27 protein-coding genes and 3 tRNA genes are annotated in these 26,092 nt (G+C 61.0%); 1 reads left to right on the top strand and 29 read right to left on the bottom strand.

Translation table 11 applies throughout. The annotated features are described in order from the left end of the window. Positions 1-7 precede the first annotated feature (7 nt). The 19 genes from VXJ24_RS05440 to VXJ24_RS05530 form a co-directional block, all read right to left on the bottom strand. Positions 8-1,171 (bottom strand): cysteine desulfurase family protein, encoded by a 1,164-nt coding sequence (locus tag VXJ24_RS05440; RefSeq protein WP_330971907.1) that lies wholly within the window; start codon positions 1,169-1,171, stop codon positions 8-10. Positions 1,172-1,185: 14 nt separating this feature from the next. Further along, positions 1,186-1,863, bottom strand: a complete 678-nt coding sequence (rpe, locus tag VXJ24_RS05445) for a ribulose-phosphate 3-epimerase (RefSeq protein WP_330971908.1) — start codon at positions 1,861-1,863, stop codon at positions 1,186-1,188. 20 nt (positions 1,864-1,883) lie between these two features. Then, positions 1,884-2,885, bottom strand: coding sequence for an NAD(P)H-dependent glycerol-3-phosphate dehydrogenase (locus tag VXJ24_RS05450; protein WP_330971909.1), 1,002 nt, complete (start codon positions 2,883-2,885; stop codon positions 1,884-1,886). Then, positions 2,882-3,559 carry a glycerol-3-phosphate 1-O-acyltransferase PlsY gene (plsY, locus tag VXJ24_RS05455; protein ID WP_330971910.1) on the bottom strand — a complete coding sequence of 226 codons (678 nt, stop codon included), beginning with the start codon at positions 3,557-3,559 and terminating at the stop codon, positions 2,882-2,884. Before plsY ends, VXJ24_RS05450 begins: the two co-directional genes overlap by 4 nt. Then, positions 3,556-4,887, bottom strand: coding sequence for a ribosome biogenesis GTPase Der (gene der, locus VXJ24_RS05460; protein WP_330971911.1), 1,332 nt, complete (start codon positions 4,885-4,887; stop codon positions 3,556-3,558). Before der ends, plsY begins: the two co-directional genes overlap by 4 nt. Before the next feature lie 37 nt (positions 4,888-4,924). Further along, a complete protein-coding gene (ispH, locus tag VXJ24_RS05465; protein WP_330971912.1) occupies positions 4,925-5,779 on the bottom strand; it encodes a 4-hydroxy-3-methylbut-2-enyl diphosphate reductase in 855 nt (284 codons plus the stop codon). A 3-nt stretch (positions 5,780-5,782) separates the two neighbouring features. Beyond that, positions 5,783-7,300: a (d)CMP kinase gene (gene cmk / locus VXJ24_RS05470; protein ID WP_330971913.1), complete on the bottom strand. Its 1,518-nt coding sequence runs from the start codon at positions 7,298-7,300 to the stop codon at positions 5,783-5,785. Continuing rightward, positions 7,297-7,968: a histidine phosphatase family protein gene (locus VXJ24_RS05475; protein WP_330971914.1), complete on the bottom strand. Its 672-nt coding sequence runs from the start codon at positions 7,966-7,968 to the stop codon at positions 7,297-7,299. Before VXJ24_RS05475 ends, cmk begins: the two co-directional genes overlap by 4 nt. A 5-nt stretch (positions 7,969-7,973) precedes the next feature. Further along, positions 7,974-8,771: a pseudouridine synthase gene (locus VXJ24_RS05480; RefSeq protein ID WP_330971915.1), complete on the bottom strand. Its 798-nt coding sequence runs from the start codon at positions 8,769-8,771 to the stop codon at positions 7,974-7,976. Beyond that, a complete protein-coding gene (scpB, locus tag VXJ24_RS05485) occupies positions 8,768-9,460 on the bottom strand; it encodes an SMC-Scp complex subunit ScpB (protein WP_330971916.1) in 693 nt (230 codons plus the stop codon). Before scpB ends, VXJ24_RS05480 begins: the two co-directional genes overlap by 4 nt. Beyond that, on the bottom strand, positions 9,460-10,269 hold the full coding sequence (locus VXJ24_RS05490; protein ID WP_330971917.1) for a segregation and condensation protein A: 810 nt from the start codon (positions 10,267-10,269) through the stop codon (positions 9,460-9,462). The genes scpB and VXJ24_RS05490 overlap by 1 nt, the downstream gene beginning before the upstream one ends. Before the next feature lie 4 nt (positions 10,270-10,273). Then, positions 10,274-10,942 (bottom strand): site-2 protease family protein, encoded by a 669-nt coding sequence (locus VXJ24_RS05495; protein ID WP_330971918.1) that lies wholly within the window; start codon positions 10,940-10,942, stop codon positions 10,274-10,276. Positions 10,943-10,971: 29 nt separating this feature from the next. Further along, positions 10,972-11,250, bottom strand: coding sequence for a hypothetical protein (locus VXJ24_RS05500; RefSeq protein ID WP_330971919.1), 279 nt, complete (start codon positions 11,248-11,250; stop codon positions 10,972-10,974). Then, positions 11,247-13,241, bottom strand: a complete 1,995-nt coding sequence (locus VXJ24_RS05505) for an ATP-binding cassette domain-containing protein (RefSeq protein ID WP_330971920.1) — start codon at positions 13,239-13,241, stop codon at positions 11,247-11,249. The genes VXJ24_RS05500 and VXJ24_RS05505 overlap by 4 nt, the downstream gene beginning before the upstream one ends. An 11-nt stretch (positions 13,242-13,252) precedes the next feature. Further along, positions 13,253-13,633: a VOC family protein gene (locus VXJ24_RS05510; RefSeq protein ID WP_330971921.1), complete on the bottom strand. Its 381-nt coding sequence runs from the start codon at positions 13,631-13,633 to the stop codon at positions 13,253-13,255. 119 nt (positions 13,634-13,752) lie between these two features. After that, positions 13,753-14,538 carry a tyrosine-protein phosphatase gene (locus tag VXJ24_RS05515; protein ID WP_330971922.1) on the bottom strand — a complete coding sequence of 262 codons (786 nt, stop codon included), beginning with the start codon at positions 14,536-14,538 and terminating at the stop codon, positions 13,753-13,755. A gap of 61 nt (positions 14,539-14,599) precedes the next feature. Next, positions 14,600-14,675: transfer RNA gene (locus VXJ24_RS05520), tRNA-Ile, on the bottom strand. 47 nt (positions 14,676-14,722) lie between these two features. Beyond that, positions 14,723-14,797, bottom strand: a tRNA-Val gene (locus VXJ24_RS05525). 115 nt (positions 14,798-14,912) lie between these two features. After that, positions 14,913-14,988: transfer RNA gene (locus tag VXJ24_RS05530), tRNA-Ala, on the bottom strand. A gap of 225 nt (positions 14,989-15,213) precedes the next feature. On the opposite strand from VXJ24_RS05530, the gene VXJ24_RS05535 reads away from it, so the two are divergent. After that, a complete protein-coding gene (locus VXJ24_RS05535; RefSeq protein WP_330971923.1) occupies positions 15,214-15,594 on the top strand; it encodes a hypothetical protein in 381 nt (126 codons plus the stop codon). 99 nt (positions 15,595-15,693) lie between these two features. Here VXJ24_RS05535 and VXJ24_RS05540 read toward each other — a convergent pair whose 3' ends face one another. The 10 genes from VXJ24_RS05540 to rpsB form a co-directional block, all read right to left on the bottom strand. Next, entirely contained in the window at positions 15,694-17,409 is a 1,716-nt protein-coding gene (locus VXJ24_RS05540; RefSeq protein WP_430623813.1) for a proline--tRNA ligase, read from the bottom strand. Positions 17,410-17,552: 143 nt separating this feature from the next. Further along, positions 17,553-18,641 (bottom strand): flavodoxin-dependent (E)-4-hydroxy-3-methylbut-2-enyl-diphosphate synthase, encoded by a 1,089-nt coding sequence (ispG, locus tag VXJ24_RS05545; protein ID WP_330971924.1) that lies wholly within the window; start codon positions 18,639-18,641, stop codon positions 17,553-17,555. A gap of 8 nt (positions 18,642-18,649) precedes the next feature. Continuing rightward, positions 18,650-20,023: a M50 family metallopeptidase gene (locus tag VXJ24_RS05550; protein WP_330971925.1), complete on the bottom strand. Its 1,374-nt coding sequence runs from the start codon at positions 20,021-20,023 to the stop codon at positions 18,650-18,652. Position 20,024: 1 nt separating this feature from the next. After that, the gene (gene dxr / locus VXJ24_RS05555) at positions 20,025-21,227 is read right to left on the bottom strand and encodes a 1-deoxy-D-xylulose-5-phosphate reductoisomerase (protein ID WP_330971926.1); all 1,203 of its coding nucleotides are present in this window, start codon (positions 21,225-21,227) and stop codon (positions 20,025-20,027) included. After that, positions 21,224-22,174 (bottom strand): phosphatidate cytidylyltransferase, encoded by a 951-nt coding sequence (locus VXJ24_RS05560; protein WP_330971927.1) that lies wholly within the window; start codon positions 22,172-22,174, stop codon positions 21,224-21,226. The genes dxr and VXJ24_RS05560 overlap by 4 nt, the downstream gene beginning before the upstream one ends. Continuing rightward, positions 22,171-22,956, bottom strand: coding sequence for an undecaprenyl pyrophosphate synthase (uppS, locus tag VXJ24_RS05565; protein WP_330971928.1), 786 nt, complete (start codon positions 22,954-22,956; stop codon positions 22,171-22,173). The genes VXJ24_RS05560 and uppS overlap by 4 nt, the downstream gene beginning before the upstream one ends. Beyond that, positions 22,957-23,502 carry a ribosome recycling factor gene (gene frr, locus VXJ24_RS05570; RefSeq protein WP_330971929.1) on the bottom strand — a complete coding sequence of 182 codons (546 nt, stop codon included), beginning with the start codon at positions 23,500-23,502 and terminating at the stop codon, positions 22,957-22,959. A gap of 1 nt (position 23,503) precedes the next feature. Next, the gene (gene pyrH / locus VXJ24_RS05575) at positions 23,504-24,226 is read right to left on the bottom strand and encodes a UMP kinase (RefSeq protein WP_330971930.1); all 723 of its coding nucleotides are present in this window, start codon (positions 24,224-24,226) and stop codon (positions 23,504-23,506) included. A gap of 158 nt (positions 24,227-24,384) precedes the next feature. Continuing rightward, complete coding sequence (gene tsf / locus VXJ24_RS05580) at positions 24,385-25,257, bottom strand: translation elongation factor Ts (protein ID WP_330971931.1); 873 nt, start codon at positions 25,255-25,257, stop codon at positions 24,385-24,387. Positions 25,258-25,299: 42 nt separating this feature from the next. Continuing rightward, positions 25,300-26,052 (bottom strand): 30S ribosomal protein S2, encoded by a 753-nt coding sequence (gene rpsB / locus VXJ24_RS05585; protein ID WP_330971932.1) that lies wholly within the window; start codon positions 26,050-26,052, stop codon positions 25,300-25,302. Between the last annotated feature and the right edge of the window lie 40 nt (positions 26,053-26,092).

Consider the following 26,092-nt stretch of genomic DNA (forward strand, 5'->3'; position numbering starts at 1 on the left):
TCATCCACTAGTTGTTTGCAGCCACAATGCCGATGAGGGCATCGGCAAAGCGGTCAAGGTCTTCATCGGATACGCGCTCGTCGAACGAGATCCTGAGCGCACCCAATGCATCGTTTCTTGCTATGCCCATGGCAGAGAGCACATGGGAAGGATCCAGAGATCCCGAGGAGCAGGCAGATCCTGCCGATACCTCGAAGCCTTTCTGGTCGAGCTTCAAGATCAGGGTCTCGGAGTCGAGCCCTGGCACGTAGATGCTCACCATGCCCGGAAGCCTCGTATCGTCGATCTGAGCCGTGGTCGTCGGCTGGATGCCAGTTCCGGGAGCGCAGATCTTCTGGAAGAGCCTGTTTGCCTTGGCAGCGCAGGCGCTCCTGCGCTCCGCCAGATGGTCGGTCTGTGCCTTTGCAGCTGCTGCAAAGGCGAGCGCTCCCCTTACATCCTGCGTGCCTGGTCGCTTTCCCGCCTCCTGGCCGCCACCGAAGTTCTGGGGACGGAACGGGCATCTCATGCGCAGGGCCAGAGCGCCGATACCGACAGGGCCGCCGATCTTGTGGGCAGCGATGCTCACCGCATCGCACGTGTCGATAGCGAGCGGTATGCGTCCGAATGCCTGCACAGCGTCCGTATGCATGAGGGCACCGGCTTTGTGGGCGATCTCTGCAAGCTCTGCAACAGGCTGGATGACGCCGGTCTCATTGTTTGCCGACATGATGGAGACGAGGGCGCAGTCAGGGCCTACGGCACGCTCGAGCTCCTCCGGCGCAATCCTGCCATCACGTCCCGGGCGCACGAGCGTGACCACAAATCCACGGTCCTTGAGTGCAGGCACGACATCGAGCTCCGAGTCATGCTCTATGGCAGAGACGACGACACGCGTACGCTTCCGGTCCCGTGCACGGGCACCCTCGGCGATACCGTAGAGGGCAAGGTTGTTCGATTCCGTGCCGCCCGATGTGAAGACGATCTCGCCGGGGCGGAAGCCGCCGCCAAGCGCCTTTGCTATCTCGCGCCTGGCCCCTTCGAGAGCCATGGCCGCCTCGCGTCCGAGCGTATGGAGCGAGTTGGGGTTGGCACCCGCATAAGGTGCTTCAGCATAGGCAGCCTCTGCCGCCTTTGCCTCAGGCACCATCGGCGCCGAGGCTGCATAGTCCAGATATACGTATGAATCCATGGGTATACGCCGCTTTACGCTTTCCTGCCAAGCCCGGCTTGCGCAGCCTGGGCAATCTCTGTCATTGCCTTGTGGCGGTCCTCTGCCTTGAAGACGGCAGACCCGGCCACGAGCAGGCGTGCGCCTGCAGACGCGACCAGCCCTGCGGTCTCTTTCGAGATGCCGCCGTCGACCTCGATCAGAGGATGTGCCCCATGGGCTTCGGCAAGACGCAGGATGGTGCGGATCTTCTCGGGTGTCTCAGGGATGAACTTCTGCCCGCCAAATCCTGGGTTCACCGACATCACGAGCACCATATCGACCGTCGGCAGAAGCGCATCGAGCGCATAGGCAGAGGTGCCCGGATTGAGGGCAATGCCCGCGAGCTTTCCAGCGGCGTGAATCTCATCGACAATGCGCTGCGCATGCTTTGCGCACTCCACATGGAATGAGACCATGTCGGCGCCTGCCTCGAGATAGGAGGCAACCTCCTCATCGGGGTTCGAGATCATGAGGTGGACATCTACCGGGATATCCGTCGTCTTCTTGAGGGCTCTCAGAACCGGATGTCCATAGGAGATTTCAGGCACGAACGAGCCATCCATCACATCGAAATGGATATAGCGCGCCCCAGCCACCGTCTTCACCTCAGGGCCCAGATCCATCAGATCTGCCGAAAGGATAGACGGAGCGATTCCGATCTCGTCGAGCATGCCGCCCCTATTCTCTTGCGCTACAGCCCGTAGAACTCCACACGGGGACTTCTCCCCAGAAGGGTTGCAATGGCTGCATCTACTGGTGTTCCTTCATACAGGATAGCGTGAACGGCTCCTGTTATGGGTGCCTCGATACCCTTTTCACAACAGAGCTTCCAGACGCTCTTTGCAGCTCTGGCACCCTCGACGACCATGTGGGTGCGTGCCTCATAGGCTTCCAGACTCTCGCCGGCTACGAACCCTTCGCCGAAGGTCCGGTTCCTCGAATGCTCGGAGGTGCAGGTCGCGACAAGGTCGCCCATGCCGGCAAGACCCATGCAGGTGAGCGGATTTCCGCCGAGCGCTGCCACGATGCGGCTGATCTCTGCAAGCCCTCGTGTCATGAGGACAGCAAGGGTGTTGTCGCCGGCATCGAGCCCGACCGCGCAGCCGCAGGCGATAGCGATCACATTCTTGACGGCACCGCACACTTCGACGCCGACAAGATCGTCCGATACATAGGCACGGAAGTTCGGCGAGACCATGAGCCTCTGGAAGAAGGCGGCACAATCAGGATTGGCAGAGGCGATGACCGCAGCAGATACCTTGCCGAGGCAGATCTCTTCGGCGTGGTTCGGGCCCGAGAGGCAGGCAATGCGCTCCGGATGCCCCACGGCATTCCCCACGACTTCCGTCATGAGCCTGCCCGTCGCTTCCTCCATGCCCTTCGTGAGGACAAGGAGCGGAAGCTCTGAAGAGATGATGTGGGCAAGCTCGGATGAGACATGCGCCAGATGCGATGAAGGCACGACGACAAGAGCCGCATCTGCATCCTTCACGCATGCAGAAAGATCGGTCGTCGCATGGACATTCTCCGGCAGCACATAGCCCGTAAGATAGCGCGGGTTCCTGTGCTCATGCTCGATGCCAGAGGCGACTGCCTCCGAGTGTGCCCAGCCCATGACCTCATCAGCATGGAGCGCGACAAGGCCTGCCGCTGCCGTGCCCCAGGAGCCGAGGCCTATGACCGCGACCTTCATTTCGCGTCCTTGCTCTCATGATGGAACGAGAACTTGCGCTCCTCGCCGTGGACGAGCTTCTTGATGTTCGCGCGATGTGCCCAGACGACGATCGCGGTGATTATGACAAGCGGGCAGATCGTGGCTGGCGCATAGCCGAAGACCGCTCCCCAGATCGGAAGCGACACGGCTGCCATGGACGAGCCGAGCGACACATAGCGGGAAGGCACCGCAAAGACGACGAAGACGACAAGGAGTCCCAAAGCGACTGCCGGGATATAGCCAAGCGCTGCACCGAAGCCGACAGCGATGCCCTTGCCTCCATGGAAATGGAGATAGGGCGAAAAGACATGTCCGCAGATGGCAGCAAGGAAGATGATGGATGCCATCCATCCGAACTCCCCTGTCGGCGCCACCATGGAGGCATTGCCTGCAAAGACCGCCATGCAGAATACCTTCTGCCAGATGAAGGTCGAGAGGAATCCCTTGAGCGCATCGAGCAGGAGCGTGAGCCCTCCTGCCTTGGCTCCGACCGAACGTGCGACATTCGTCGTGCCGATATTGCCCGACCCGACCTTCCTCACGTCGATATGGCCCTCCTTCGAAGCGATGAGGAGGCCGAACGGGATGCCGCAGACGAAGTAGGTGACAACGGCCGCAACGAGGAGCAGACAGTATCCTCCGGCATCTATCATTTCTGCGCTTCCTTCCTTCTGAAGTTCAGGCGAATCGGCGTTCCTTCGAGCTCGAACTCATCGCGCAGGCGGTTCTCGATGAAGCGGCGGTAGTTGTCGTTCACGAGCTCAGGGCTGTTGCAGAACAGGGTGAAGACCGGCGGCTGGTAGCCGGTCTGGGTGACGTAGTTGACCTTGAGGCGCTGGTTCTTGTGGACGACGGTATAGCCGGTCTCGCGCAGGCGCTCCATGAGGCTGTTGAGCTTCGAGGTCGGGATATGGATCGTGCGGGCTTCCTGCACCTTGTCGGCAAGTGCCAAGATCTTGTCGATCGAGCGGCCGGTCTTGGCAGAGACCCTGAGGTAGGGTGCCCAAGGCATGAAGGCAAGGCGCTGCTGGATGGTGCGGAGCGCTTCGTCCCTTGCATGGTCGTCCTTCATGAGGTCCCACTTGTTGAGAAGGACAGCGATGGCGCAGCCGCGATCGATTGCCATCTCGGCGACCTTCTGGTCCTGCTCTGTCACGCCTTCCGTCGCGTCGACGACGAGAAGGGCCACATCCGCACGGTCGATTGCCTGAAGGCCACGGACATAGGAGTAGTACTCGACATCCTCATGCACGAGGTTGCGCTTGCGCATGCCGGCCGTATCGATGAGACGGTACTTCCTGCCCTCGCGCTCGATGACCGTATCGATTGCGTCGCGGGTCGTGCCAGCCACATCGGAGACGATGGAGCGCTTCTTGCCGATGAGGTCGTTCGTGATGGAGGACTTGCCGACATTCGGGCGGCCGATCAGGGCGATCTTGAGCGTCCCGTCGTCGATCTCCTCAGTCCCTGTCCCGTCATCTTCCGGGAACACGGCGATGATATCGTCGAGAAGATCTCCTGTGCCGATGCCGTGCGAGGCAGAAAGAGGCCTCGGCTCTCCGACACCCAAGGAATAGAATTCCCAGAGGTCCGGCTCGTTTGCCGGGTTGTCGCACTTGTTGCAGACCAGGAAGACCGGCTTGTCGCTCCTGCGCAGGATCTTCGCCACTTCCTCATCCTCGTCTGTCACGCCCGTCGTGGCGTCGACGACGAAGACAATGGCATCGGCCTCTTCGCAGGCCGTGAGCGCCTGCTCGCGGATGCCTGGCGCGAACACGTCCTTCGACTTCACGGATTCGATGCCGCCGGTATCGACGAGCACGAAGTCACGGCCAGACCAGTCCGCCTCATGATAGGAACGGTCGCGCGTGACGCCGCGGGACTCATGGACGATTGCATCGCGCTTGATCGCGATGCGGTTGACGAGGGTCGACTTGCCCACATTCGGGCGCCCTACGACAGCGACGATCGGCTTTCCCATATTCACTCCTTAAGCGCGCTCAGCGCGCCTCGCTAGCTCACTTGCCGGCGAGCTCTTCTATCCTTGCGCGCACGGCATCTATCTGCTTCTGAGGGGTCGAAGCTCCAGCGGCGATGCCAATGGTGGAAGCACCGGCGAGCCAGCTGCCTTCGAGCTCAGATACGTCTTCGATATGATACGTTCTCGGACACCTATCTGAGCAAATCTCCGCAAGATGCGTGGTATTTGCCGAGTTGCGGCCACCGATAACGACCATCGCATCGGCGCGCGAAGCAAGCTCTGCCGCCGCCTTCTGGCGCCTCTCCGTCGCCTCGCAGATCGTGTTGTAGACACGGAGCTCCTCGACAAGCGGCACGAGCTCGGAGACGACCTCCTGGAGGCGGGCCTTTGTCTGCGTCGTCTGGACGACGATGCCGACACGGCGGGAGAGCTTCATGCTCTCATAAGCCTGCCTGACATCGGCAGCACTGTTGACGACAAGTGCACCAGGAGCATGTCCGAGCGTGCCTTCCACCTCAGCATGTCCCCGCTCGCCGAGGACGAGCACCGTGTAGCCGTCGCGCGAGAGCTGCTCTGCAAGATGGTGGACCTTCTGCACATAGGGGCAGGTCGCATCCACGACATGCACGCCGGCTGCCTTTGCTTCCTCGACAGCCTCCGGCACGACGCCGTGGGCACGGATGATCAGGGTCGATCCCTGGGCCTGGCGGGGGCTCTCGGCAACACCGACACCTTCCGCCTCGAGCTCGGAGACGACCTTCGGATTGTGGATCAGAGGCCCCAGCGTCTTCACGGGGCCCTCTACCTCGTGGGCTGCCTTCTCGGCCAGGTCGAGCGCGCGGGCGACCCCGAAGCACATGCCGGCCTCAGCCGCTATCTCGATCTTTGCCATCTCCTACCTCTTTCCGGGATGCTCCTGGCGAAGCTCGTCTCTGAGCGCATAGACGCGCTCCATCGAGACCTTCTCCATCGCGGCAATCTGCTCCTTGCGCTTCTTCACGCCGAGGGACGAGAACTCGATCGGATCTCCCGCCTTCATGAAGACACGCTTCGGACGCGGGAAATGCTTGCCCTTCGGCGTGATGTCGCGGGCACCGACAATCGCGATTGGCTGCACGCAGGTGCGCGCCATCTGGGCGATCAGGGCAAAGCCGCCGTGGATCGTGACGGGCTGGTCGTCGGTCTTGATGCGGGTGCCTTCGGGGAAGATGAGCACCCAGTCGCCTGCCTCGAGCGCTCGCCGCGCACGGCGGATTGCCTTCACGTCAGCCGTGCCACGCACGACAGGGATGCAGCCATAGCGGGAGAATGCCCAGGAGACGAGCTTGTTCTTGTCGAACTCGCTCTTCGAGATCGGGCGGGTCCTGATGCCGTGATGATAGAGTGCGATAGCGACGACGACCGGATCGAGCATCGATACATGGTTCATCACAAGGACACGGCCCTTGTCGCCGGGCTTCCAGCCGCCCCAGAGCTTCTCTGCCTCTTCGATCTTCCAGGGGAAGAAGATCTTCGTCCAGATCCAGGCACCCGTCATCGAGATGGCAAGCCACGCGCGCGACGGCCACGGGAAGGCGCGCATCGGATGCTCGTAGTACTCCTCGGCAGGAAGCCTCCTGAATGCCTTCATGGGCTCTGCCTTCTTCGGTGCCTTCTTCTTGGGAGCTGCCTCCTTTGCAGGAGCGGGCGCTGCCTCCTTCACGGGTTCAGGCTTCGCATGCTCCTTCGCTTCAGCCTTGTCCATGAGGGCAGAGATCTCGTCCACGACCTCCTCCACTGTCATCTCTGACGAGTCGATCGTGACAGCGCCAGGCGCCGGCTCGAGCTTGAACGAGGCGCGGGAGGAGTCTGCCTTGTCGCGGCGTGCCATGTCCTTCAGGATGGCTTCCTCCGACTGCGGATCGACGGCAACCGCCTCCCCCTTCGCCGTATCGCCACCCGCACGCTCGACCGCACGGCGGTGCGCCCTGGCTTCGGGATTCGCAACGAGGAATACCTTGACTTCGGCATCAGGGAAGACGACCGAGGCGATATCCCTTCCTTCAGCCACGACATCGCCCTGCGCACCGAATGCCTGCTGGCGCCCAACCATATCGGCCCTGATCTCAGGGATGCCCGCGACGACAGAGACATCGCGGTCGACCTCGGCCGTGCGTATTGCATCGCTCACGTCCTCACCGTCGAGAAAGACCTGTGTCTTCTCGGCAAAGGGGCCGAACTCGATCTTTGCTTCCTTTGCACAGGCGGCAAGCGCCTGGGAATCCTTGAAATCGATGCCCTTGCGCTCGGCACGCAGGGCGCAGGCGCGATACATCGCTCCGGTATCGAGATAGGTCAGTCCACGCTTCTTCGCCAGCGCCTTTGCGACTGTCGACTTGCCAGAGCCTGCCGGTCCGTCGATAGCAACCCTCACTTGGCATCACCATCCCAGTTGTCGAGATCCTTCACGACATCCTCTTCGACGCGGCGCTTGACCTCTTCAGGCGTAAGGCCGAGCGCAGCAAGGAAATATCTCTTTCCATCGTAGGAGAGAACGAACGAGGAGACATTGGAAATCTGGATACGCCAGAAGCGGTCGGCCGGCGTTCCGTAGATGGCACGCAGGATGCTCCTCGAGATCCCGCCATGCGTGAGGAGCACGGTGCGTCCCCGCACGCTCTCGAGGTCGTCCAGGAGCGACTGCACGCGTGCGAGGGCATGCTCGTAGGTCTCCCCGCCCGGAGCCGTGATGGAGTGCCCCTCGGCGTCGAGCGCCCACGGGAAGGACCAGCCGCGCTTGTGCGCCTCCTGGGCAGAGAGGCCCTCGGCCTCGCCGAAGTCCATCTCGATGATGCGGTCCTCTACCTGAGGCTCGATGCCCAGGCGCTTCCCGGCTGCATAGGCAAGCTTCGTGCAGCGCTGGAGCGGCGAGGTCAGGATGCGGTCAGGCTTCCAGGTGACGATGGCATCGACGGCACGGCGTGCCTGCTCCTCGCCCTTCGGGCTCAGATCCACATTGCGCCTCCCCGAAAGGGTCTGGTCGAGATTTGCCGTCGTCTGCGGATGGCGCATCACGAGGATGCGCTGGAGTTCCTGTGCCATGCTAACTATTGCCTCTTCCTGTCCTGGATGATCTTCTCGAGCGATGCTATCTCGCCCTCGTCGAGAAGCCTCCATGAGCCATATGAAACATCCTTGAGCTCGAGCGGCCCGAAGCCATCGCGGTGGAGGAAGACCACCTCGTGCCCCACAGCCTTGAGCATGCGCTTGACCTGATGCTTCCTGCCTTCATGTATCGTGAGCCCTACGACGGTCTGGCCGACGCGTATGCCTTCGGGCGTCACGGCGTCCCAGGCCTCGCTTCCACGTTCCGGGAAGTCGACCTCTGCCGGCTGTGTCCACCCGTCATCGAGCTCCACTCCCTGCTCGAGCGCGCGCCTGTTCTCTTTCGTGATCCTTCCCTCGACGAGCGCCACATAGTGCTTCCAGACATGCTTCGAGGGATGCAGGAGCTGCTGCGAGGCATCGCCATTCGTCGTGAAGAGCAGAAGCCCCGTCGTGTCCTTGTCGAGGCGTCCGACTGGAAAGATTCCCGGATACTGCTTCTGGGGCACGAGCGTGCGCACGCAGGGACGTCCCTGAGGGTCGTCCATCGTCGTGAGATAGCCCCGTGGCTTGTAGAGCATGAGGTAGACCGGATGCTCTGCAATCTCTACCCGCCTGCCGTCGACGCATACCACATCGTGGCTCGGATCGACACGGCTGCCAAGCTCTGTCACGACCTCGCCGTTCACGGTGACGCGTCCCGCGGTCATGAGGTCCTCCGATCCCCGCCTGCTGGCGACGCCGGCGCGGGCCAGGAACTTCTGCAGCCTCAAGGGGTATTGGAAATCCGTATCCGTCACTCCTCATCCCCTCCTGCTTCTTCCTCGTCGTCTGCAAGCTCGGCACCGTCCAGAAGCTCGCGCTCGTCGTCGATGTCTTCTGCGGTCTCTTCGAGGGTCGATGCGATGGAGCTGCCCGAAAGGCGTTCGCGGATGAAGCGCTTCGACTCCTCGTCGGGAGCGAAGTCCTCGAGCGGCGGCAGGTCCTTGAGGCTCCTGAGCCCGAACTGCTCGAGGAAGGCACGCGTCGTCCCGTAGACGATTGCATTCGCATGCTCGGGCGCACGTCCCAGCTCACGGACCAGCCCCTTCTCGATGAGCGACGAGATGACGGAATCCGAATTCACGCCACGCACGGCCTTCACGCCCTCGCGCGTGACCGGCTGGTGGTAGGCAATGACGGCAAGGGTCTCGAGCGCAGCCTGCGAGAGCTTCCTCGTGTCCCAGCTCAGGACATAGCGCTCCACGATATCGTGGTAGGCAGGATGCGTGAAGAGGCGCCAGCCGCCTGCGACCTCGCGCAGCTGGAAGCCACGGTTCGCGTCGGCATATTCTGCAGAGAGCTCGGCAAGCACGCCTGCCGCCTCTCCTGGCTGTATCCCCAGGATCTTTGCAAGATCTACCGCAGAGAGCGGATCTGACGACACGAGCAGGATCGCTTCGGTCGCACCCTTCACGGATGCATCGTCGAGATGTGCGAGATCTTCCACTATGAGTCCTCCTCGAATTCATCGAGATCGGTTGCAGGGTCGTAGGCTGGAGCGCCTTCGACCCTGGAGATCTCGATCGGAGCGAAATTCTCTTCCTGTCTGACGGTGATGGAGCCCCGGTGATAGAGCGTGAGCATCGCAAGGAAGGTCGCGACGACCTTCTCCGGGTCCTTCGAGCCCTCGAGGAGCTCGTCGAATGAGCAGTGTCCGCGGGAGCGCGTGAAGCGGTCGACCGATGCCATGACCAGAGCGAGCGAGATCCGCTTCGGAGCGATATGCTCCGCCTCGAGCAGGAAATGCTCGTGGCGCGAATCGAGGTCGGCACAGATGACCGCAAGGCTCGATATCGTGATGCCCTTCGTATAGTCAGGCATGAGGCCCAGAAACTCGGGGTCGGCGCCTGCCGTTCTCGGCAGCATCCTGCTCTCTGCCTCCATGCGCGACGAGAGTGCAGCTGCCGCATTCCTGATCTGCTTGTAGGCAATGAGGCGGGCGATCAGGACCTCGCGTGCCTGTGTCGGATCGAGGTCTTCGAGCCCCGTATCGTCGAGGTCGTCAGGATCCTGGACTCTTGCCGGCTCTTCTGGCACAAGGGATGCCGCCTTGATATCCAGAAGCGTCGAGGCGACAAGGACGAAGTCGCTTGCGACATCGAGGTCGAGGTCGCCCATGCGATTGACCTCTTCGAGGTACTGGTCTGCGACCTCAGAGATGGAGATGGAGCCGATTGCGACCTTCTTCCTCGTGACAAGCTGGAGAAGGAGGTCGAACGGCCCCGAATAACCTTGCGTCTGGACACGGAACGACACGCTCTCACGCCCCCAGAAGCAGGCTGTAGAGCCTGTCCGCCGTGACGTTGAGGTAGATGCCGAGCGGATCTGCATGGAACACCATGGGCACGAGATAGAGGACGATGATGAGGATCGGCATCGCGTACTGCTGGATCGCGTAGTACTTCTGGCGTGCCTCGCCGTGAAGCAGCGGCATGATGATCTTCGACCCATCAAGCGGCGGCAGCGGAATCAGGTTGAAGAAAGCAAGCATGAGGTTCACGTAGACATAGCTCGAGAGGATATACAGCAGCCAGTACGCCGGGCCATAGAGCGAAAGCGGCAGCACCGGATAGAGGATGTCGAAGAGAAGGGCCCCGATGAGCGCCTGTAGGATGTTCGAGGCAGGCCCCGCAATTGCGACCAGCACCTCATCGCGGTCAGGATGACGGAGATTGCGGGGGTTGTAGGGCACCGGCTTTGCATAGGCAAAGACCGGCCCTTTGAGGAGGACCATGATGAGCGGCAGGACAATGGAGCCGAAGGGGTCGAGATGCGCCTTCGGGCTGAGCGTGAGCCTGCCCGCATTCTTGGCCGTCGGGTCTCCGAGCTTGTAGGCCACCCAGCCATGGGCCACCTCATGGACCATGGCAGAGAACATCAAGAGCGCGACGGAGATCGCTGCCGTGATTATTGTCATCAGCTGATACATCGTGCCATCTCCTCCATCTTCGTCGAGGGCTAGATGCGCCGGGAAAGCCAGGCGCAAAGGTGCGAGAGAGCAGTCGAGGCTGCTGCCATGATCAGGAAGTCGCCGCGCAGGCTTCCTCCTGTCGGAAGCGGAAAGACGAGCATGCCGCGCCAGACAGAAGGCACGAAGGCTGCAGCCGCATTCGTGAATCCGACCAGCAGGAGGCGGTTCGTTCCCGCATAGAGCGCAACAGCAAGAACGATAGCCACCCATATGATCGCCATGACCCTGAAGGCCAAAGACAGGATAGGGAGCGCTCTCTCTTTCACTCCTGGCCTGCCTCCTCGATCTTCGTCGAGAGCTCGAGCCACTCGTCCTCGAGGGCCGGAATCTTCTTGCTGAGCGCTGTGTATTCCTTCATGCACTCATCGAACTTCTTGGCATCGTTGTAGAGCTCCTCTGATGCCATCTCAGCCATGAGCTCGTCGTAGCGCTTGCGGGCAGGCTCGAGGGCTGCCTCGACCTCCTTCAGGCGCTTGCGCTCCTTCCTGAGCGCACGGTTGAGCGCATTTCTGGCCTCTGCCTCGGCGCGGCGCTGCTCCTTCGTCTTCACGTTGCGGCCAGTCTGCTCCGTTTCAGGCGCAGGCGCCTTCTTCTGCGGAGCCGCCACGACGCCGGAGCCTTCCTCATCCTCGGCGGCACGTGCCTCGAGCTCTGCCTTCTTCCAGAGGTAGTACTCGTAGTCGCCGTCGTAGATCGTGACCTTGTGGTCGCGGACATCGATGACCTTGTTCGCGACAGCACGCACGAGATGCTCGTCGTGGCTGATGAGGACGATCGTGCCCGGGAAGTCCTTCAAGGCCTCCTCGAGGACATCGACCGAGTCGATATCGAGGTGGTTTGTCGGCTCGTCGAGCAGAAGCAGGGGATCTGGCTTCACGAGCATCTTGGCAAGTGCCAGACGCGCCCGCTCGCCGCCGGAAAGGACGCTCACGTGCTTGTCCACATCGTCGCCGTGGAAGAGGAAGGCACCAAGCAGGCGCCTCTCCTCCGATGTCGTCCAGCCCGGTGCTACCGCATCGATCTCCTGGAGCGCCGTATGCGCAGGATCGAGCTCCTCGAGCTGGTGCTGGGCGTAGTAGGACTCCGTCACGTTCTGGCCCAGCTCGACCGTGCCCTCATCGGGCGTGAGCTTGCCATTCATGAGCTTCATGAGCGTGGACTTGCCGGCGCCGTTCGGGCCCACAAGCGCCACATGGTCGCCACGGTAGAGGCTCACATTCACATGGTCGTAGACATGGTTCGTACCGAACGATTTCGCGACATCCTTCATGGCGATCACGGTATCGCCTGTGCGCGGAGGATCGGGGAACGAGAAGTGGACCTGCTTCTGGCCTTCCGGCAGGATCACCAGCTCCTTCTTGATTTCCTCGATGCGCTTCATGCGCTCCTGCGCCTGTGCTGCCTTCGTCGGCTTGTAGCGGAACTTGTCGACGAAGACCTGCATATGGGCAATCTCGCGCTCCTGTGCCGCACGCTTCGCACGCATCTGCTCGAGGTTGTCCTCGCGCTGCTTCAGGTACGAGTCGTAGTTGCCGACATAGGTCTGGATCTTGCGGTTCTCGATCGAAGCCACATGGCTCACACAGGCATCCATGAAGGAGCGGTCGTGCGAGACGATGAGGACTGCTCCATCATACGAGGAGATGAAGTGTTCGAGCCACTGGACGCTTTCGAGGTCGAGGTGGTTTGTCGGCTCGTCGAGGAGCAGCAGGTCGGGATGGCGGAGAAGGAGCTTCGAGAGCGCGATGCGCATCTGCCAGCCGCCCGAGAAGTCGACGGCAGGCTTGTCGAAGTCCTCGACAGGAAAGCCGAGGCCAGCGAGAATCTGGCGGGCGCGGGCATCGAGCTCATAGCCGCCGAGATGCTCGAAGCGCTCCTGGGCATGTGCATAGTCCTCGAGCATATGGTCGAGGGCAGGCCCTTCCGGCGTGCTCGAGATCTCCTTTTCGAGCTCGTGCACGCGCTTCTCCCAGCGCCTGATCTCGGTTGCCGAATCGATGACCTCCTGGAGAGCTGTCTTCGTGCCGGAGATCTTCGTCTCCTGCTCGAGGTAGCCGACCGTCGTATCCTTCGCGAAGGAGACTGTTCCCTCATCAGGCGTCTCCTGACCCATGAGGATCTTGAGGAAGGTGGTCTTGCCTGCTCCATTAGGGCCGACAAGCGCCCAGCGCTCGCCAGCATTGAGCTGCAAGGTAGCGGCCGCGTAGAGAACGCGGCCGCCGAATGACTTTGTGATCTTGTCCGCAAGAACTATCACGTGGAAGACTCCTACTTCTGCACGGTCAGATGGATTGCGAATCCAGCGATCTCATGCTTGAAATACACAAGGTATGTCGAGCCGTCCGGATTCTTCACGCGGGAATCCTCGTTGATCTCGAAGCCGCGGGACTTGAACCACTTCTCCGCAGCGTCGATATCGTCCACGTGGAAGCCGATATGGCCCTTCGTGCCACGGCCACGGCCGGGACGCATGACCTCGATAAGGTCGCTCGCGAAGACGGAGGCCGGCGAGATGACCTGACGGGCAAGGCCCATAAGGTCGGAGAATTCCTTCACGATGGCCTCGGCCTCCTCGTCAGACGAGGCGTTGATGCCGACATGTGCCACATACATGCCGAAGAGCTGCTTCGGATCTTCGCTTTCTGCCATAGCGTCCCCTTTCTAGACTTTGCCTTATCCAAAGAGTATAAGGTACGGAAAGCACGTCTGCGAAAACGCCACGTGAAGTACAGGGAAGCGCCTGGAGCTGCAGCTTTGCTGAGGCTCTCTCAGCCCTCGAGATGCTCCCGCACGGCACGTCTCGTCTCCGGCATGATGCCGCAGGAGTCGAGATAGGTATCGGCAGATCCATATCCTGCAATGAGCAGGTCCCAGGTCTCCGATATCGCCTTGATGCGGCTCTTGAGCTCGGGGCGCACGCGCATCTTCTCGGGAGGCTTTCCGGACATGACCGCCTTGTCGACCTCGCGGGCGCCACCGAAGGAGTAGGAGTAGTCGCAGATGATGTGGTCGCGGTCGACGCCGCAGAGGCCCAAGAGGAGCATGGAGGTCACGCCGGTCCTGTCCATGCCAGCAGCACAGTGGAAGAGCACGCAATCATCTGCGCCTGCCTCTGCGAAGAACTCGAAGATCTCCTTCACGGCAGGCTTGTTCGCAAGGATTGTGCAGTAGCTCTCGGCGAGATATCCCGCAGCACCCGTGCGGGGCATGAGATAGGGATCGCTCATGTTGTAGTCGAAGAGCGGTACATTGATCCAGGAGATGTCAGGATCTTCTGCAAGCGGACCATCGCCCCGGGCCACTTCGGCCTCTCCTCTGAGGTCGACGACATGCGTGACGCCGTAGCTCTTCAGGAAGTCGCAGTCGGCAGCTGTGGCTGTGTCCAAGGCACCCGAACGGAGGAACCGGTGAGGTAGCGTGAGTCCGCCTTCAGCAGGATATCCGGCAAGCTCGCGGAGGTTAAAGATCGATGTCGCATCCTCGAGGCCGAAGGCATCGCTGCCCTGCGTGCCGGATTCCGCATTCTTGCCATGCCGCTTCAGGAACTCGAACATCGGCAGACCATCCTTCCCACAAAAAAGAGGCCAGCAGCGCTGGCTGCCGGCCTCGATCTTCTGGTGGGCCCAGCAGGATTCGAACCTGCAACCCAGGGATTATGAGTCCCCTGCGCTAACCGTTGCGCCATGAGCCCGAAATAGAGAAAAAAGGCGACGGCCTGAGCCGCCGCCCTCATATTCCTGGTGGGCGATGCTGGATTCGAACCAGCGACCCCTTCCGTGTGAAGGAAGTGCTCTACCCCTGAGCCAATCGCCCGTGCGGGAGTGATATTAGCAGATTCAGCCTCTTCAGTCCATCCAGCCGGATGAAATGCAGCGCCTCGCTGCCCTCCCATAGCAAGCAGGCCACTAAGTGGCCTGCGGAGTAATCATGGTGGAGAATAGGGGATTCGAACCCCTGACCTCGTGACTGCCAGTCACGCGCTCTCCCAACTGAGCTAATTCCCCATGCGGTGCGGGAATTACTATAACAGAAGCTCGATTCCGGTCAAGCACGATTTTCGCAAGTTTGCGCCTTCACGCTTTCTCGACATGCCGGAAATCGCTGTCCAGCCCATCCGCTCCCCTGCGCGCGATGCCCTTCAGGCGCTATTTGGCCCGAGCACGGCTTACGCACAGGCCAATGTGGTACAAGGACCTAGAAGCTCGATTACACCTGAAAGGAATCATCCTATGACAGAGAAGCAGAAGTTCCTGAAGATCTGGAGCCTTGCCAGCATGTTCGCAGGCCTTGTCCTTGCTATCGTCGGTATCGTCGCTGCCTGCCTCGGCAATGGCATGGCATACGGCGTGCTCGGCGTGGACGGGCTCGTATGCGCCATCTCCGGCTTCCAGGGAGGACGTGCTGCCAATACGCCGTCTCGCACGAAGGGCATCATCCCGATCTATATCGTGGCCTGCGCCCTCGGCGTCGTCTCTGTCATCCTCTATGCCGCAGGCCTCTTCGCACCCAATCCAGGTGTCGTCTTCCCCTTCCTTGCCATCCTCGTCCTCGCCGATGGTCTTATCGGCGCTCTTGCCGGCAACCGCGTCTATCAGGAAAGCCTGAAGTAGCGCTTTCGCGAATAGGTACAGAAAGGCGCCCAGAAGCCTCTGAGAGCTTCTGGGCGCCTCTTTCATGCGCTGTATGTCTGACGCAGCGTCTTTCAGTGCTTAGGCACGCTTCGAGACGATGGCATCCACGAGCTCGTCGACTGCATCGTCGATTGCAATCTCCTGTCGCTCGCCCGTTGCGCGCTCCTTGATTTCGACGACACCGTTCTTGATGCCACGCTTGCCGCAGACGACCTGATACGGGAAGCCGAAGAGGTCTGCCTCGTTGAACTTGACGCCTGGACGCTCCTTGCGGTCATCGACGATGACCTCGATGCCACGCTCGACAAGCTCGCCGGCAAGCTTCTTTGCGATCGGCCACACGAGCTCGTCATGCGTATCGAGCGGCACGATCTCCACCTCGTAGGGAGCGACGCTCACCGGCCAGATGATGCCGTGCTCGTCGTGGTGCTGCTCGACGATGGCCTGCAGCGTCCTGCCGACGCCGATACCGTAGCAGCCCATCTGGAACGGCTTCTCCGTGCCATCCTCATCCGTGAACGTAGCGCCCATGGTCTCGGAGTACTTCGTGCCAAGCTGGAAGACCTGGCCGACCTCGATGCCACGAGCAATCTTGAGCGGAGCGCCGCAGTGCGGGCAGAGGTCGCCCTCCTTTGCGGTGATCAGGTCTGCCCAGTTCGAGATCTCGAAGTCGCGTCCCTGCTTTGCATGGATGAAGTGGAAGTCCTGCTCGTTGGCGCCGACAGCCCACCACACGGAGCTCCTGAGCGTCTCGTCGGCGTAGACCTTCACGTTCTCGGGCAGGCCGATCGGCCCGATGAAGCCCTTCACAAGGCCATACTCCTTGAGCTCTTCGTCTGTCATCAGGTGATACTCGCCGAAGACATGGCCTGCCTTCACGTCGTTCAGGTCATGGTCTCCCGGCACGAAGACGACGACCGGACACTTGTCGCCGTCGACGAGGGCAAGCGCCTTGCGCGTGCCTGCCTCGGGGACCTTGAGGAAGGCAGCAAGATCTGCGATGGTGCTGCAGGAGGGCGTCTCTGCCTTCTCGAGCTCTCCAGCCTCGCCCTCGACGAGGCTGATCTTGGCCGTTGCCGCCTCGGTGTCTGCTGCAAAGCCGCAGGCATCGCAGTAGCAGATCTCGGCCTCGCCGGCATCGGCAAGCGCCATGAACTCGACGGAGGTGTCGCCGCCGATCTGGCCGGAGTCGGCCACGACCGGAAGGGCCCTGAGCCCGACACGGCGGCAGAAGCTTGCATAGGCTTCCTTCTGCTCCTCGTAGCACTCGCGCATGGACTCGACGCTCGCGGAGAAGGAATAGGCATCCTTCATAATGAACTCGCGGGAGCGCATGAGGCCGAAGCGCGGCCTGCGCTCATCGCGGAACTTGTCCTGGATGTGATAGAGCATGACAGGCAGCTGCTTGTAGCTCTTGAGCTCGTTCGTCACGAGATCGGTATAGGTCTCCTCATGCGTGGGGCCCAGCGCATACTCATGGCCATAGCGGTCCTTGAGACGCATGAGCTCGGGGCCATAGGCATTCCAGCGGCCGCTCTTGCGCCAGAGCTCGGCGTCGGTCAGGATCGGCGTCATCATTTCCTGGCAGTCGATCTTGTCCATCTCGTCGCGGATGATGTTCTCGATCTTCAAGATCGATCTCCAGGCAAGCGGCAGATAGGAATAGAGGCCGACCGAGCCACGGCGGATCATGCCGGCACGAAGCAGCAGCTTGTGGCTGGCAAGCACGGCCTCCGTCGGGTCTTCCTTGAGGGTCGGCGCATAGAGATTGCTCATGAGCTTGTAGGTATTCAATGCATGTCCTTTCGGCATCCCACACATACAGGTTTCATTCTAAGCCTTTTGAGCTGCCGGATGGCCCATCGATGCCGCTCTTGGACACAAGCACATGCCGGAGAGAAGAAAGGCTCCCGAAGGAGCCTTTCTGGAAGTTCCCCTTATTCCTTTGCCTGCGCCTCAGGGAAGCGTTCCTTGATCTCATCGAAGAGCGCATCGACCATCTGGTCTTCAGGCACCTTCTTGAGCGGCTTTCCCTCGAGGAAGAGAAGCCCCTGCCCCTTGCCGGATGCGATGCCGATGTCGCAGCTCTTTGCCTCGCCCGGGCCATTCACGACGCAGCCCATGACAGCGACAGAAATCGGTGCCTCGATCTTCGAGAGGCGCCTCGAAACCTCGTCGGCAAGGCCGATGAGGTTCACCTGGCAGCGTCCGCACGTCGGGCAGCTCACGAGCTCAGGATGGAGACGGCGCATGCCGAGGGCCTGGAGAAGCTCCCAGGCAACGCGCACCTCCTCTTCGGGCTCAGCCGTGAGCGACAGGCGGATCGTATCTCCTATGCCCTCCTCAAGAAGGATGCCGACGCCGACCGAGTTTTTCACGGTGCCCTGCCTGAGCGTGCCTGCCTCGGTCACGCCGACATGGAGCGGAATGTCGGGGAGCTCGCGCGAGAGCGCACGGTAGGTCGCAAGCGTCGTCGGCACATCATGTGCCTTGGCAGAAAGGACGATATCCTTGAAACCTCGATCCTCGAAGTGCTCGACGAAGGAGACCGATGATGCCACAAGCTTTTCGGGCAGCGCCAGCTTCTCGTCAGCGTCCACCTTCGGGTCGAGAGAACCGGCATTGACGCCGATGCGGATCGGGATGCCAGCCTCCCCCGCCGCCTCGACGCAGGCGTCGACCCGCTCCCAGGAGCCGATGTTTCCTGGGTTGATGCGGAAGGCGGCAGCGCCGCGCTTTGCCGCCTCGATAGCAAGCTTGTGGTCGAAGTGGATATCTGCAATCACAGGAAGCGGAGACCTAACGCAGATCTCCTCGAAGCCATCAAGCGCTCCTGCATTCGGGATAGCGACACGGATGATCTCGCAGCCCTCAGAAGCCAGGCTCTCGATCTGTGCCAGCGTCGCCTCTGCATCATCGGTCTTCGTCGTGCACATCGACTGCACCGATACCGGCGCGCCGCCGCCGACGGCGACCGTACCTACGTGCACCTGGCGTGTTCTTGTACGTGCTGCTTTCTCGCTCATGCCTGCATCTACCCCACTACGAATCTCAGGATGTCATTTCTGAGTACAAAGACGAACACGAAGAGGAAGAAGGCAAGCCCTGCATAGGAGATGCCGATCTGCGCCTTCTGGGGAAGGTTCTTCCTCACGATCTTCTGGCCGATCTCGATCACGATCTTCCCGCCATCGAGCGGGGGGATCGGCAGGAGGTTCATGAAGCCAAGCGACATAGAGATCATTGCCATGAACAGCATGAGCTCCCAGACGCCTTCGGATGCCGCCTCTGATGCCATGACCGATATGCCCATGACGGAGGTGGACTCGTTGAGCACCTGCATCGTCTGCGACGGCCTGATGAGCGATATCGCAGCATCTGCCACCTGCTTCGCATAGGAGAACGAAGCCTGGAAGGAATCGGCGATGCTCAGATGCACGGTCTTCGAGGGTGCGACGATGCCGAGCGTCGAAGATGGCGCGCTCTCATCCTGATCGACATAGAGCGTCTGTGCGGCTCCATCGCGCTCGATCTCGAGCGTGAAGTCAGAGCCATCTGCAAGACAGGGCTGGAGCGCCGATACGAGGCTCTGCCAGTCCGTGACTTCCTCGCCATTTATTGCCGTCACGGTATCCCCCGCCTCCAGGCCCGAGACTTCAGCAAGCGAGCCTGAGACGACCTGTCCGATCGTGTTCTCGTTCACGCTGACCGTGACGCCTACAAGCGAGAAGCCAGCCATAAGGACGACGAGAGCAAAGATGAGGTTGATAAGAGGACCTGCGAAGAGCGTGAAGACGCGCGCCCAGAAGCCGTGGCCTGCATAGGTATGGGACTTCTCGGCCGCAAGAAACGATGCAGCATCCCCTTGAGGAAGCCTTGCCTCCCCTGCCTCGGTCGCGCCCGGAAGCGTGAAGTCGCTTTCGCGGTCATACTCCGTAAGGCACTTTGCGTCCCTCTTCACGGTCTGGAAGGCTTGAGGCCAGTCGCGCTGTCCCGGCTTCTCGCCGAGCTCAGGGTTGTAGTAGGGCTCGATCGAAGCCCAGTCGACAAGCATCGAGAGCATCCCATAGGCTTCATCCTCGGTGCAGCCAAGCTCGGACGCAGCCTCCTCGGCGCTCAAGCGCCCTTTCTGCTGCACAAGCCAGAGCATGTCTGCCAGACGCTCGTGAGGCTCGCCTTCCATGCCGCAGATGCGCGTATAGCCGCCCAGAAGTATCGGTGTGACGCCGACCTCCGTGCCATAGCGGCGGCTCTTGCGGAACAGCTTGAAGCGGCAGGGCATGCCGAGATAGAACTCGGTCACGCGCATGCCGCACATGCGGGCAGCAAGGAAATGCCCGCCCTCATGGATGAAGACAAGGAATGAGAGGGTAATCAACCCCCAGAAGACAGCAGATGCGACGCTCATGCTAGCGCCTCCTCCCGAGATAGCTGCGTGCAGCTGCACGGGCGCAGGCGTCGACCTCCTCGAGCTGCTCGACACTCTCGACAGGCTCGATCTTCGCGCCATCCATCACGGCACGGACGGTGTCCTCGATATCGAGGAAGCCGCAGGAACCATGGCGGAAGGCAGCATTTGCCACCTCGTTCGCTGCATTCATCACACAGGGAAGCGTACCCCCTCGGCGATATGCCTCTCTGGCAAGCGCAAGGCACCCGAAAGTCTGCATATCTGCTTCGCCGAACGTGAGCGGCTGCTCTTTGCCCCAGGAGACGCGCTCTGCCTCGGGCGATGCCCAGCGTCCAGGATAGCTCAGGGCATAGCGGATGCAGCTCCTCATATCGGAAGCACCCATCTGCGCCTTCACGGAGCCATCGACAAACTCCACCATCGAGTGGATGCGGCTCTGGCGCTGGATGAGGACATGCACCTGCGCCTCGTCCACATCGAAGAGACGGCAGGCTTCGATGACCTCGAGGCCCTTGTTCATGAGCGTCGCAGAATCGATCGTGATCTTCGATCCCATGGACCATGTCGGATGCGCCAGCGCATCTGCGACGGTCACTTCACGCAGACGCTCGCGCTCCATCCCATAGAACGGACCTCCCGAACAGGTGAGCCAGATCGTCTGGATAGTGCCCTTCTCCTCCCCCTGAAGGCACTGGAAGATGGCGGAGTGCTCTGAATCGACCGGCACAAGCTGGCCCGGCCGAAGGAGCGGCATGATGAGGTCGCCGCCGACGACGATGGATTCCTTGTTCGCGTAGGCAAGGCGCTTTCCCGCCTTGGCTGCGGCATAGCTCGATTCGATGCCAGCGAAGCCGACGACCGCCGATACGACGCAGTCCACATCGTCCCTGGTCGCAAGCTCTACGAGCGCTTCAGGGCCGACGAGCACCTTCGTGCCCTCGGGCAGGTCTTCGAGCGCAGCATCATGGGCATGGGCCGGATCGGTCACGGCAATGAGGCGGCAGCCGAACTCGTGCGCTGCGGCTGCAGCGACATCGGTCCTCGTGTGTACCGAGAGGCAGACGATTTCGGTCTTGTCCCTGTGATGCCTCACGACATCGAGCGTCTGCGTGCCGATGGAGCCCGAGGCCCCAAGCACAGCCAGACGCAGCTTCCTTCCTTCCGGCACCAAAGCCGTCTCAGAAGTCGTCTTCAAGCTCAAAGGATTCCTCCTAGGAAAAGTATGAAATAGGCCGCAGTCGCACCGAAGAGCATGGAGTCGGAGCGATCGAGAAGGCCACCGTGGCCAGGCATGATGTTGCCGGAATCCTTGACGCCGACACCGCGCTTGATCCTGGACTCGAAGAGATCGCCGACAACGCCGCCGATGCCCGAAAGAAGGCCGCCCGCAAGGGCCAGCGGCCACGTGACGCCACAGACATGGAGCGCTGCAGTCAGGAGCCAGACGATGAGAGAGGCGCACATGCCGCCGGCAAAGCCTTCCCATGACTTGTGCGGGGAGATGCGTGGCGCCATCTTATGGCGTCCGATCCTCGACCCGACCAGATAGGCCATTGCATCATTTGCCCAGATGGAGCCCATGACGCCGAAGGCAAGGAGCGCTCCTTCGAAGCCGGGGTCCACATTCCTGATGAGGACGACGCTCGAGAAGAGGAAGCTCGTATAGATCGGCCCGAAGATCGTCGTCGCGACATCGGCGATGTTCGCACGTGGCGTCACGACATACCAGCCCGCGACAGCGAAGCAGAGAATGATGAGAAGGGCCATGAGCGACTGGTAGCCATTGAACTGCGCAGCCAGAGGGAAGAGCACTGCTGCGCCAAGGCCGATGGCCTCGTTCGGCATCCTGCCAGACATGCGGCACATGCGGAAGAACTCGGAGCAGCATAGCCATGCCATGCCCGCCACGAGAATCATCGTCGCATGAGGGCCGATGAAGAGGCCTGCAAGCACGACGATCGCGTAGATGATGCCGGAGGTCGTCCTCGTCAGGAGCTTCTCCGTGCCGAGGCGCACCTTCTGGCCGCGGAGCGTGCCGGCAATGCGTGCCGGCTCCTTCGCCTGGCGCTTCCGCTCGAGCGAATCGATGCCGCGGTCAAGTCCACGGCTCTCCCGGCTGTGTCCGCTCTCCCCCTCATGTCCGCTCATGCGTTCTGGACCCCTCCGAACCGCCTGTTCCTCCCCTGGAACGAGCGGATGGCGCGCAGGAAGTCCCAGCGCGTGAAGTCGGGCCAGAAGACATCGGTTGCATAGAATTCGGTATAGGCAAGCTGCCAGAGCAGATAGTTCGAAAGCCTCAGCTCGCCGGACGTCCTGATCAGAAGATCGGGGTCGGGAAGCCCTGCCGTATAGAGATGCGAGGAGAACATATCTTCATCGATCTCTTCCGGTGCAATGCTCCCGGCACAGGCAGCCTCTGCAAGCTGGCGTGCCGCACGCACTATCTCCTTGCGTGCACCATAGTTCACGGCAAGCGCGAACACCATGCCTGTATGATCAGCGGTCTCGTCGAGGCCCTCCTGGAAGACGTCACGCGTCTCCTGAGGAAGCGACTCGATGTCGCCCAGGAAGCGGAGCTTCACGTTCTCCTGGTGGAAGAGCGGAAGCTCATGCACCAGCGTCGTCGCGAAGAGATGCATGAGGAGATCCACCTCATGCTGCGGACGCTTCCAGTTCTCGGTCGAGAAGGCATAGACGGAAAGCACATCGAGGCCAAGCCTGACGCTCGTCGTCACGGCTTCGCGCAATGATGAGACGCCTGCGACATGGCCTTCGGAGCGGTCAAGGCCACGCGCCTTCGCCCAGCGGCCATTGCCGTCCATGATGATCGAGACATGACGCGGGATGCGCGCAAGATCGATATCGGAAAGGGCAATATCGTCTGGCGCATCCGCATAGTAGGCTTGAAGCTTTTCGGAATCGATCTGCACCTAGATCTCCATCACTTCGGCAGTCTTCGTCTTGAGCATAGAGGAGACCTTGTCCACATAGGTATCGGTGAGCTTCTGGATGGCCTTCTTCTCGCGCTTCACGTCGTCCTCGGAGTAGCTGTCATCCTTCTCCGCCTTCTCGTTCGCATCGCGGCGGACGTTGCGGATGGAGACCTTTGCCTCCTCGGCGTACTTCTGGCACTCCCGGACAAGCTCCTTGCGGCGCTCCTCCGTCGGCTGCGGGAACGGAAGCCTGATGCACATGCCGTCGTTCGACGGGGTAATGCCGAGATCGGATGCCTCGATGGCCTTCTCGATCGAGCGCAAGGACGACTTGTCCCACGGCTCGACGACGAGCATGGCAGCCTCGGGGACCTTGACGCCAGCAAGCTGGGTCACAGGCGTCTTCTGGCCGTAGTAGTCAACCATGATGTCATCCAGCACATGCGGGTTTGCCCTGCCTGTACGGACACGGGAGAAATTGTCCTGGAGTGCCTTCAGGCACTTCTCCATATGGCTCTTTGCGTAATCGGTGATCTCGCTCACTCTATGCCTCCTCTACGACGGTGGTGCCAACCGGCTCGCCACACAGCGCTTTCTTGATGACGCCAGGGGTCTCGATGTTGAAGACCAGGATCGGCATGTGGTTGTCATGGCAGAGCGCCGTGGCAGTTGCATCCATGACTTTCAGGTCCTTCGTCAGGACATCGAGATAGGTGATGGTATCGTACTTCTTCGCATCTGGATACTTCACAGGATCCTTGTCGTAGATGCCATCGACCTTCGTTGCCTTCATGAGGACTTCGGCATTGATTTCGCAGGCACGAAGCGCTGCTGCAGTATCCGTCGTAAAGTAGGGATTTCCGGTGCCAGCCGCAAAGATCGTGATGCGGCCCTTCTCGAGGTGCCTGATGGCACGGCGGCGGATATAGGTCTCTGCGACCTGGCGGATCTCGAGGGCGCTCATGACGCGGCAGTCCATCCCATGATGCTCGAACGTATCCTGCAGGGACAGGCAATTGATGACCGTAGCCAGCATGCCCATGTTGTCTGCCTGAGCACGGTCCATGCCCTGTGCCGCTCCGGAGAGCCCACGGAAGATGTTGCCGCCGCCGATAACGATGGCAATCTCCTCGCCGTCTTCCCAGATCGGCTTTATCTCTTCAGCAAGCCTGTTCATTACCTTGGGGTCGATGCCGAAGCTCTGGGAGCCCATGAGGGCCTCGCCTGAAAGCTTGAGGAGCACCCGCTTATACTTGTAGCCGGACAAGATATCCTCCACTCAGCTCAATCCTATGCGTGTCTTCGGGCACGCAGGTCAATAGGTGATTGTACCAAAGCGGCGCATATATGAACGGGCCCAGTAGGACCAACGGTCTCGCGCCATAAAAAAAGAGCCGGCCCGAAGGCCGGCTCTCATTTTTCGAACTACTCGCCGAACTCGAAGCGGTCGAACTTCACGACCTCGATCGTGTCGCCGAGGGACTTGGAGACCTGGCTTGCAAGCTGGCCGACCGTGACGTCGGGATTCTTGACGAACTCCTGCTCGGTCAGGACGGACTCCTTGTAGAACTTCTCCATGCGGCCCTGAGCGATGCGCTCCTGGATGGCCTCGGGCTTGCCGGACTCGGCTGCCTGTGCCTTGTAGATGCTCATCTCGTGCTCGATGGTCTCGGCAGGGACATCCTCGCGACGAGCGCTAATCGGATTCACAGCCGCAACGTGGAGTGCGACGTCGTGGGCGAACGTCTTGAACTCCTCGCTGGCGCCGGTCTCAGGCTTCGTGAAGGAGAACTCGACGATGACGCCGATCTTGCCGCCGTTGTGGATGTAGGAGCCGAAGGCGCCATTCTCCGTGGAGCGGGCAACGAAGCGCAGGACCTTCATGTTCTCGCCGAAGAGGTGGATCTGCTCGGTGAGCTCGTCAGCGACGGTCGTCTCGGCCATCGGAAGAGCCTTCAGAGCGTCGACGTCAGCAGGGTTGTTCTCTGCAACGACCCCAGCAAGCTTCGTGGCGAAGCCGACGAACTTCGGGTTCGTGCCGACGAAGTCGGTCTCGCAGGAGAGCTCGAGAAGAGCTGCCTTCTTGCCATCCTCAGAGATGTAGGCAGCGACGGTGCCCTCGTTCGTGTCACGGCCAGCGCGCTTGACAGCCTTTGCGACGCCCATCTTGCGAAGGACATCGACGGCCTTGTCGATGTCGCCGTCAGCCTCGACGAGTGCCTTCTTGCACTCCATCATGGGGGAGTCAGTCATCTCACGGAGCTGCTTGACCATGGCGGCGGTGATCTTGGTTGCCATGTGACCTCCTTAAAGCGTAGTTACTTTGCGGTTTCTAGCTACTTACTCTGCAGCAGGCGCCTCTGCAGCCGGCTCGGCTGCACCTGCCATCTCGGCCTCGGTGATCTGCTCCTTGCCCGTGCCAGCGAGGATTGCGTCGGCAACAAGCTCGGTCAGAAGGGCGACGGAGCGGATAGCGTCGTCGTTTGCAGGGATGCCGTAATCGATCACATCAGGATCGGAGTTCGTGTCGAGAAGGCCGACAACAGGGATGTGAAGGCGGTTGGCCTCGCGGACAGCGAGCTCCTCGCGCTTCGTGTCGACGACGAAGAGTGCCTGCGGAAGGGACTTCATATCACGGACGCCACCGAGGTTGCGCTGGAGCTTCTCGAGCTCCTTGCCGAGCACAGCCTGCTCCTTCTTCGGGAGCGTAGCCATGCGGCCGTCCTCGACCATGGCCTCGAGCTCTTCCATGCGGTCGATACGGGAACGCATCGTCGTGAAGTTCGTGAGCATGCCGCCGAGCCAGCGCTCAGCGATGTACGGCATGCCGCAGCGCTCGGCCTGGGTCTTGATGGCCTCCTGAGCCTGCTTCTTCGTGCCGACGAACAGGATGGTGCCACCCTTGGCAGCGGTCTCCTTGAGGAACGTGTATGCCTGGTCGGCATCGATGACCGTCTGCTTGAGGTCGAGGATGTAGACGCCGTTGCGCTCGCCGAAGATATAGGGCTTCATCTTCGGGTTCCAGCGACGCGTCTGGTGGCCATAGTGGCAGCCAGCCTCGAGCAGGGTCTTGAGATTGATCTTGACAGCCATGTTCAAACCTCCATTGGTTCTTCCTCCACGTGATGTCAGC

Origin of the sequence: Olsenella kribbiana (assembly GCF_036408795.1) — a bacterium.
Lineage (GTDB): Bacteria > Actinomycetota > Coriobacteriia > Coriobacteriales > Atopobiaceae > Olsenella_L > Olsenella_L kribbiana.

Bases quoted from the DNA above. Each gene is read 5' to 3' on its own strand.
- VXJ24_RS05550 (WP_330971925.1), bottom strand. From the start codon at position 20,023: ATGAGCGTCGCATCTGCTGTCTTCTGGGGGTTGATTACCCTCTCATTC.
- rpsB (WP_330971932.1), bottom strand. From the start codon at position 26,052: ATGGCTGTCAAGATCAATCTCAAGACCCTGCTCGAGGCTGGCTGCCAC.
- tsf (WP_330971931.1), bottom strand. From the start codon at position 25,257: ATGGCAACCAAGATCACCGCCGCCATGGTCAAGCAGCTCCGTGAGATG.
- VXJ24_RS05535 (WP_330971923.1), top strand. From the start codon at position 15,214: ATGACAGAGAAGCAGAAGTTCCTGAAGATCTGGAGCCTTGCCAGCATG.
- VXJ24_RS05515 (WP_330971922.1), bottom strand. From the start codon at position 14,538: ATGTTCGAGTTCCTGAAGCGGCATGGCAAGAATGCGGAATCCGGCACG.
- VXJ24_RS05560 (WP_330971927.1), bottom strand. From the start codon at position 22,174: ATGAGCGGACATGAGGGGGAGAGCGGACACAGCCGGGAGAGCCGTGGA.
- VXJ24_RS05475 (WP_330971914.1), bottom strand. From the start codon at position 7,968: ATGGCACAGGAACTCCAGCGCATCCTCGTGATGCGCCATCCGCAGACG.
- VXJ24_RS05510 (WP_330971921.1), bottom strand. From the start codon at position 13,633: ATGGCAGAAAGCGAAGATCCGAAGCAGCTCTTCGGCATGTATGTGGCA.
- rpe (WP_330971908.1), bottom strand. From the start codon at position 1,863: ATGCTCGACGAGATCGGAATCGCTCCGTCTATCCTTTCGGCAGATCTG.
- VXJ24_RS05495 (WP_330971918.1), bottom strand. From the start codon at position 10,942: ATGTATCAGCTGATGACAATAATCACGGCAGCGATCTCCGTCGCGCTC.
- ispG (WP_330971924.1), bottom strand. From the start codon at position 18,641: ATGAGCGAGAAAGCAGCACGTACAAGAACACGCCAGGTGCACGTAGGT.
- ispH (WP_330971912.1), bottom strand. From the start codon at position 5,779: ATGGCAAAGATCGAGATAGCGGCTGAGGCCGGCATGTGCTTCGGGGTC.
- der (WP_330971911.1), bottom strand. From the start codon at position 4,887: ATGGGAAAGCCGATCGTCGCTGTCGTAGGGCGCCCGAATGTGGGCAAG.
- VXJ24_RS05440 (WP_330971907.1), bottom strand. From the start codon at position 1,171: ATGGATTCATACGTATATCTGGACTATGCAGCCTCGGCGCCGATGGTG.
- plsY (WP_330971910.1), bottom strand. From the start codon at position 3,559: ATGATAGATGCCGGAGGATACTGTCTGCTCCTCGTTGCGGCCGTTGTC.
- VXJ24_RS05450 (WP_330971909.1), bottom strand. From the start codon at position 2,885: ATGAAGGTCGCGGTCATAGGCCTCGGCTCCTGGGGCACGGCAGCGGCA.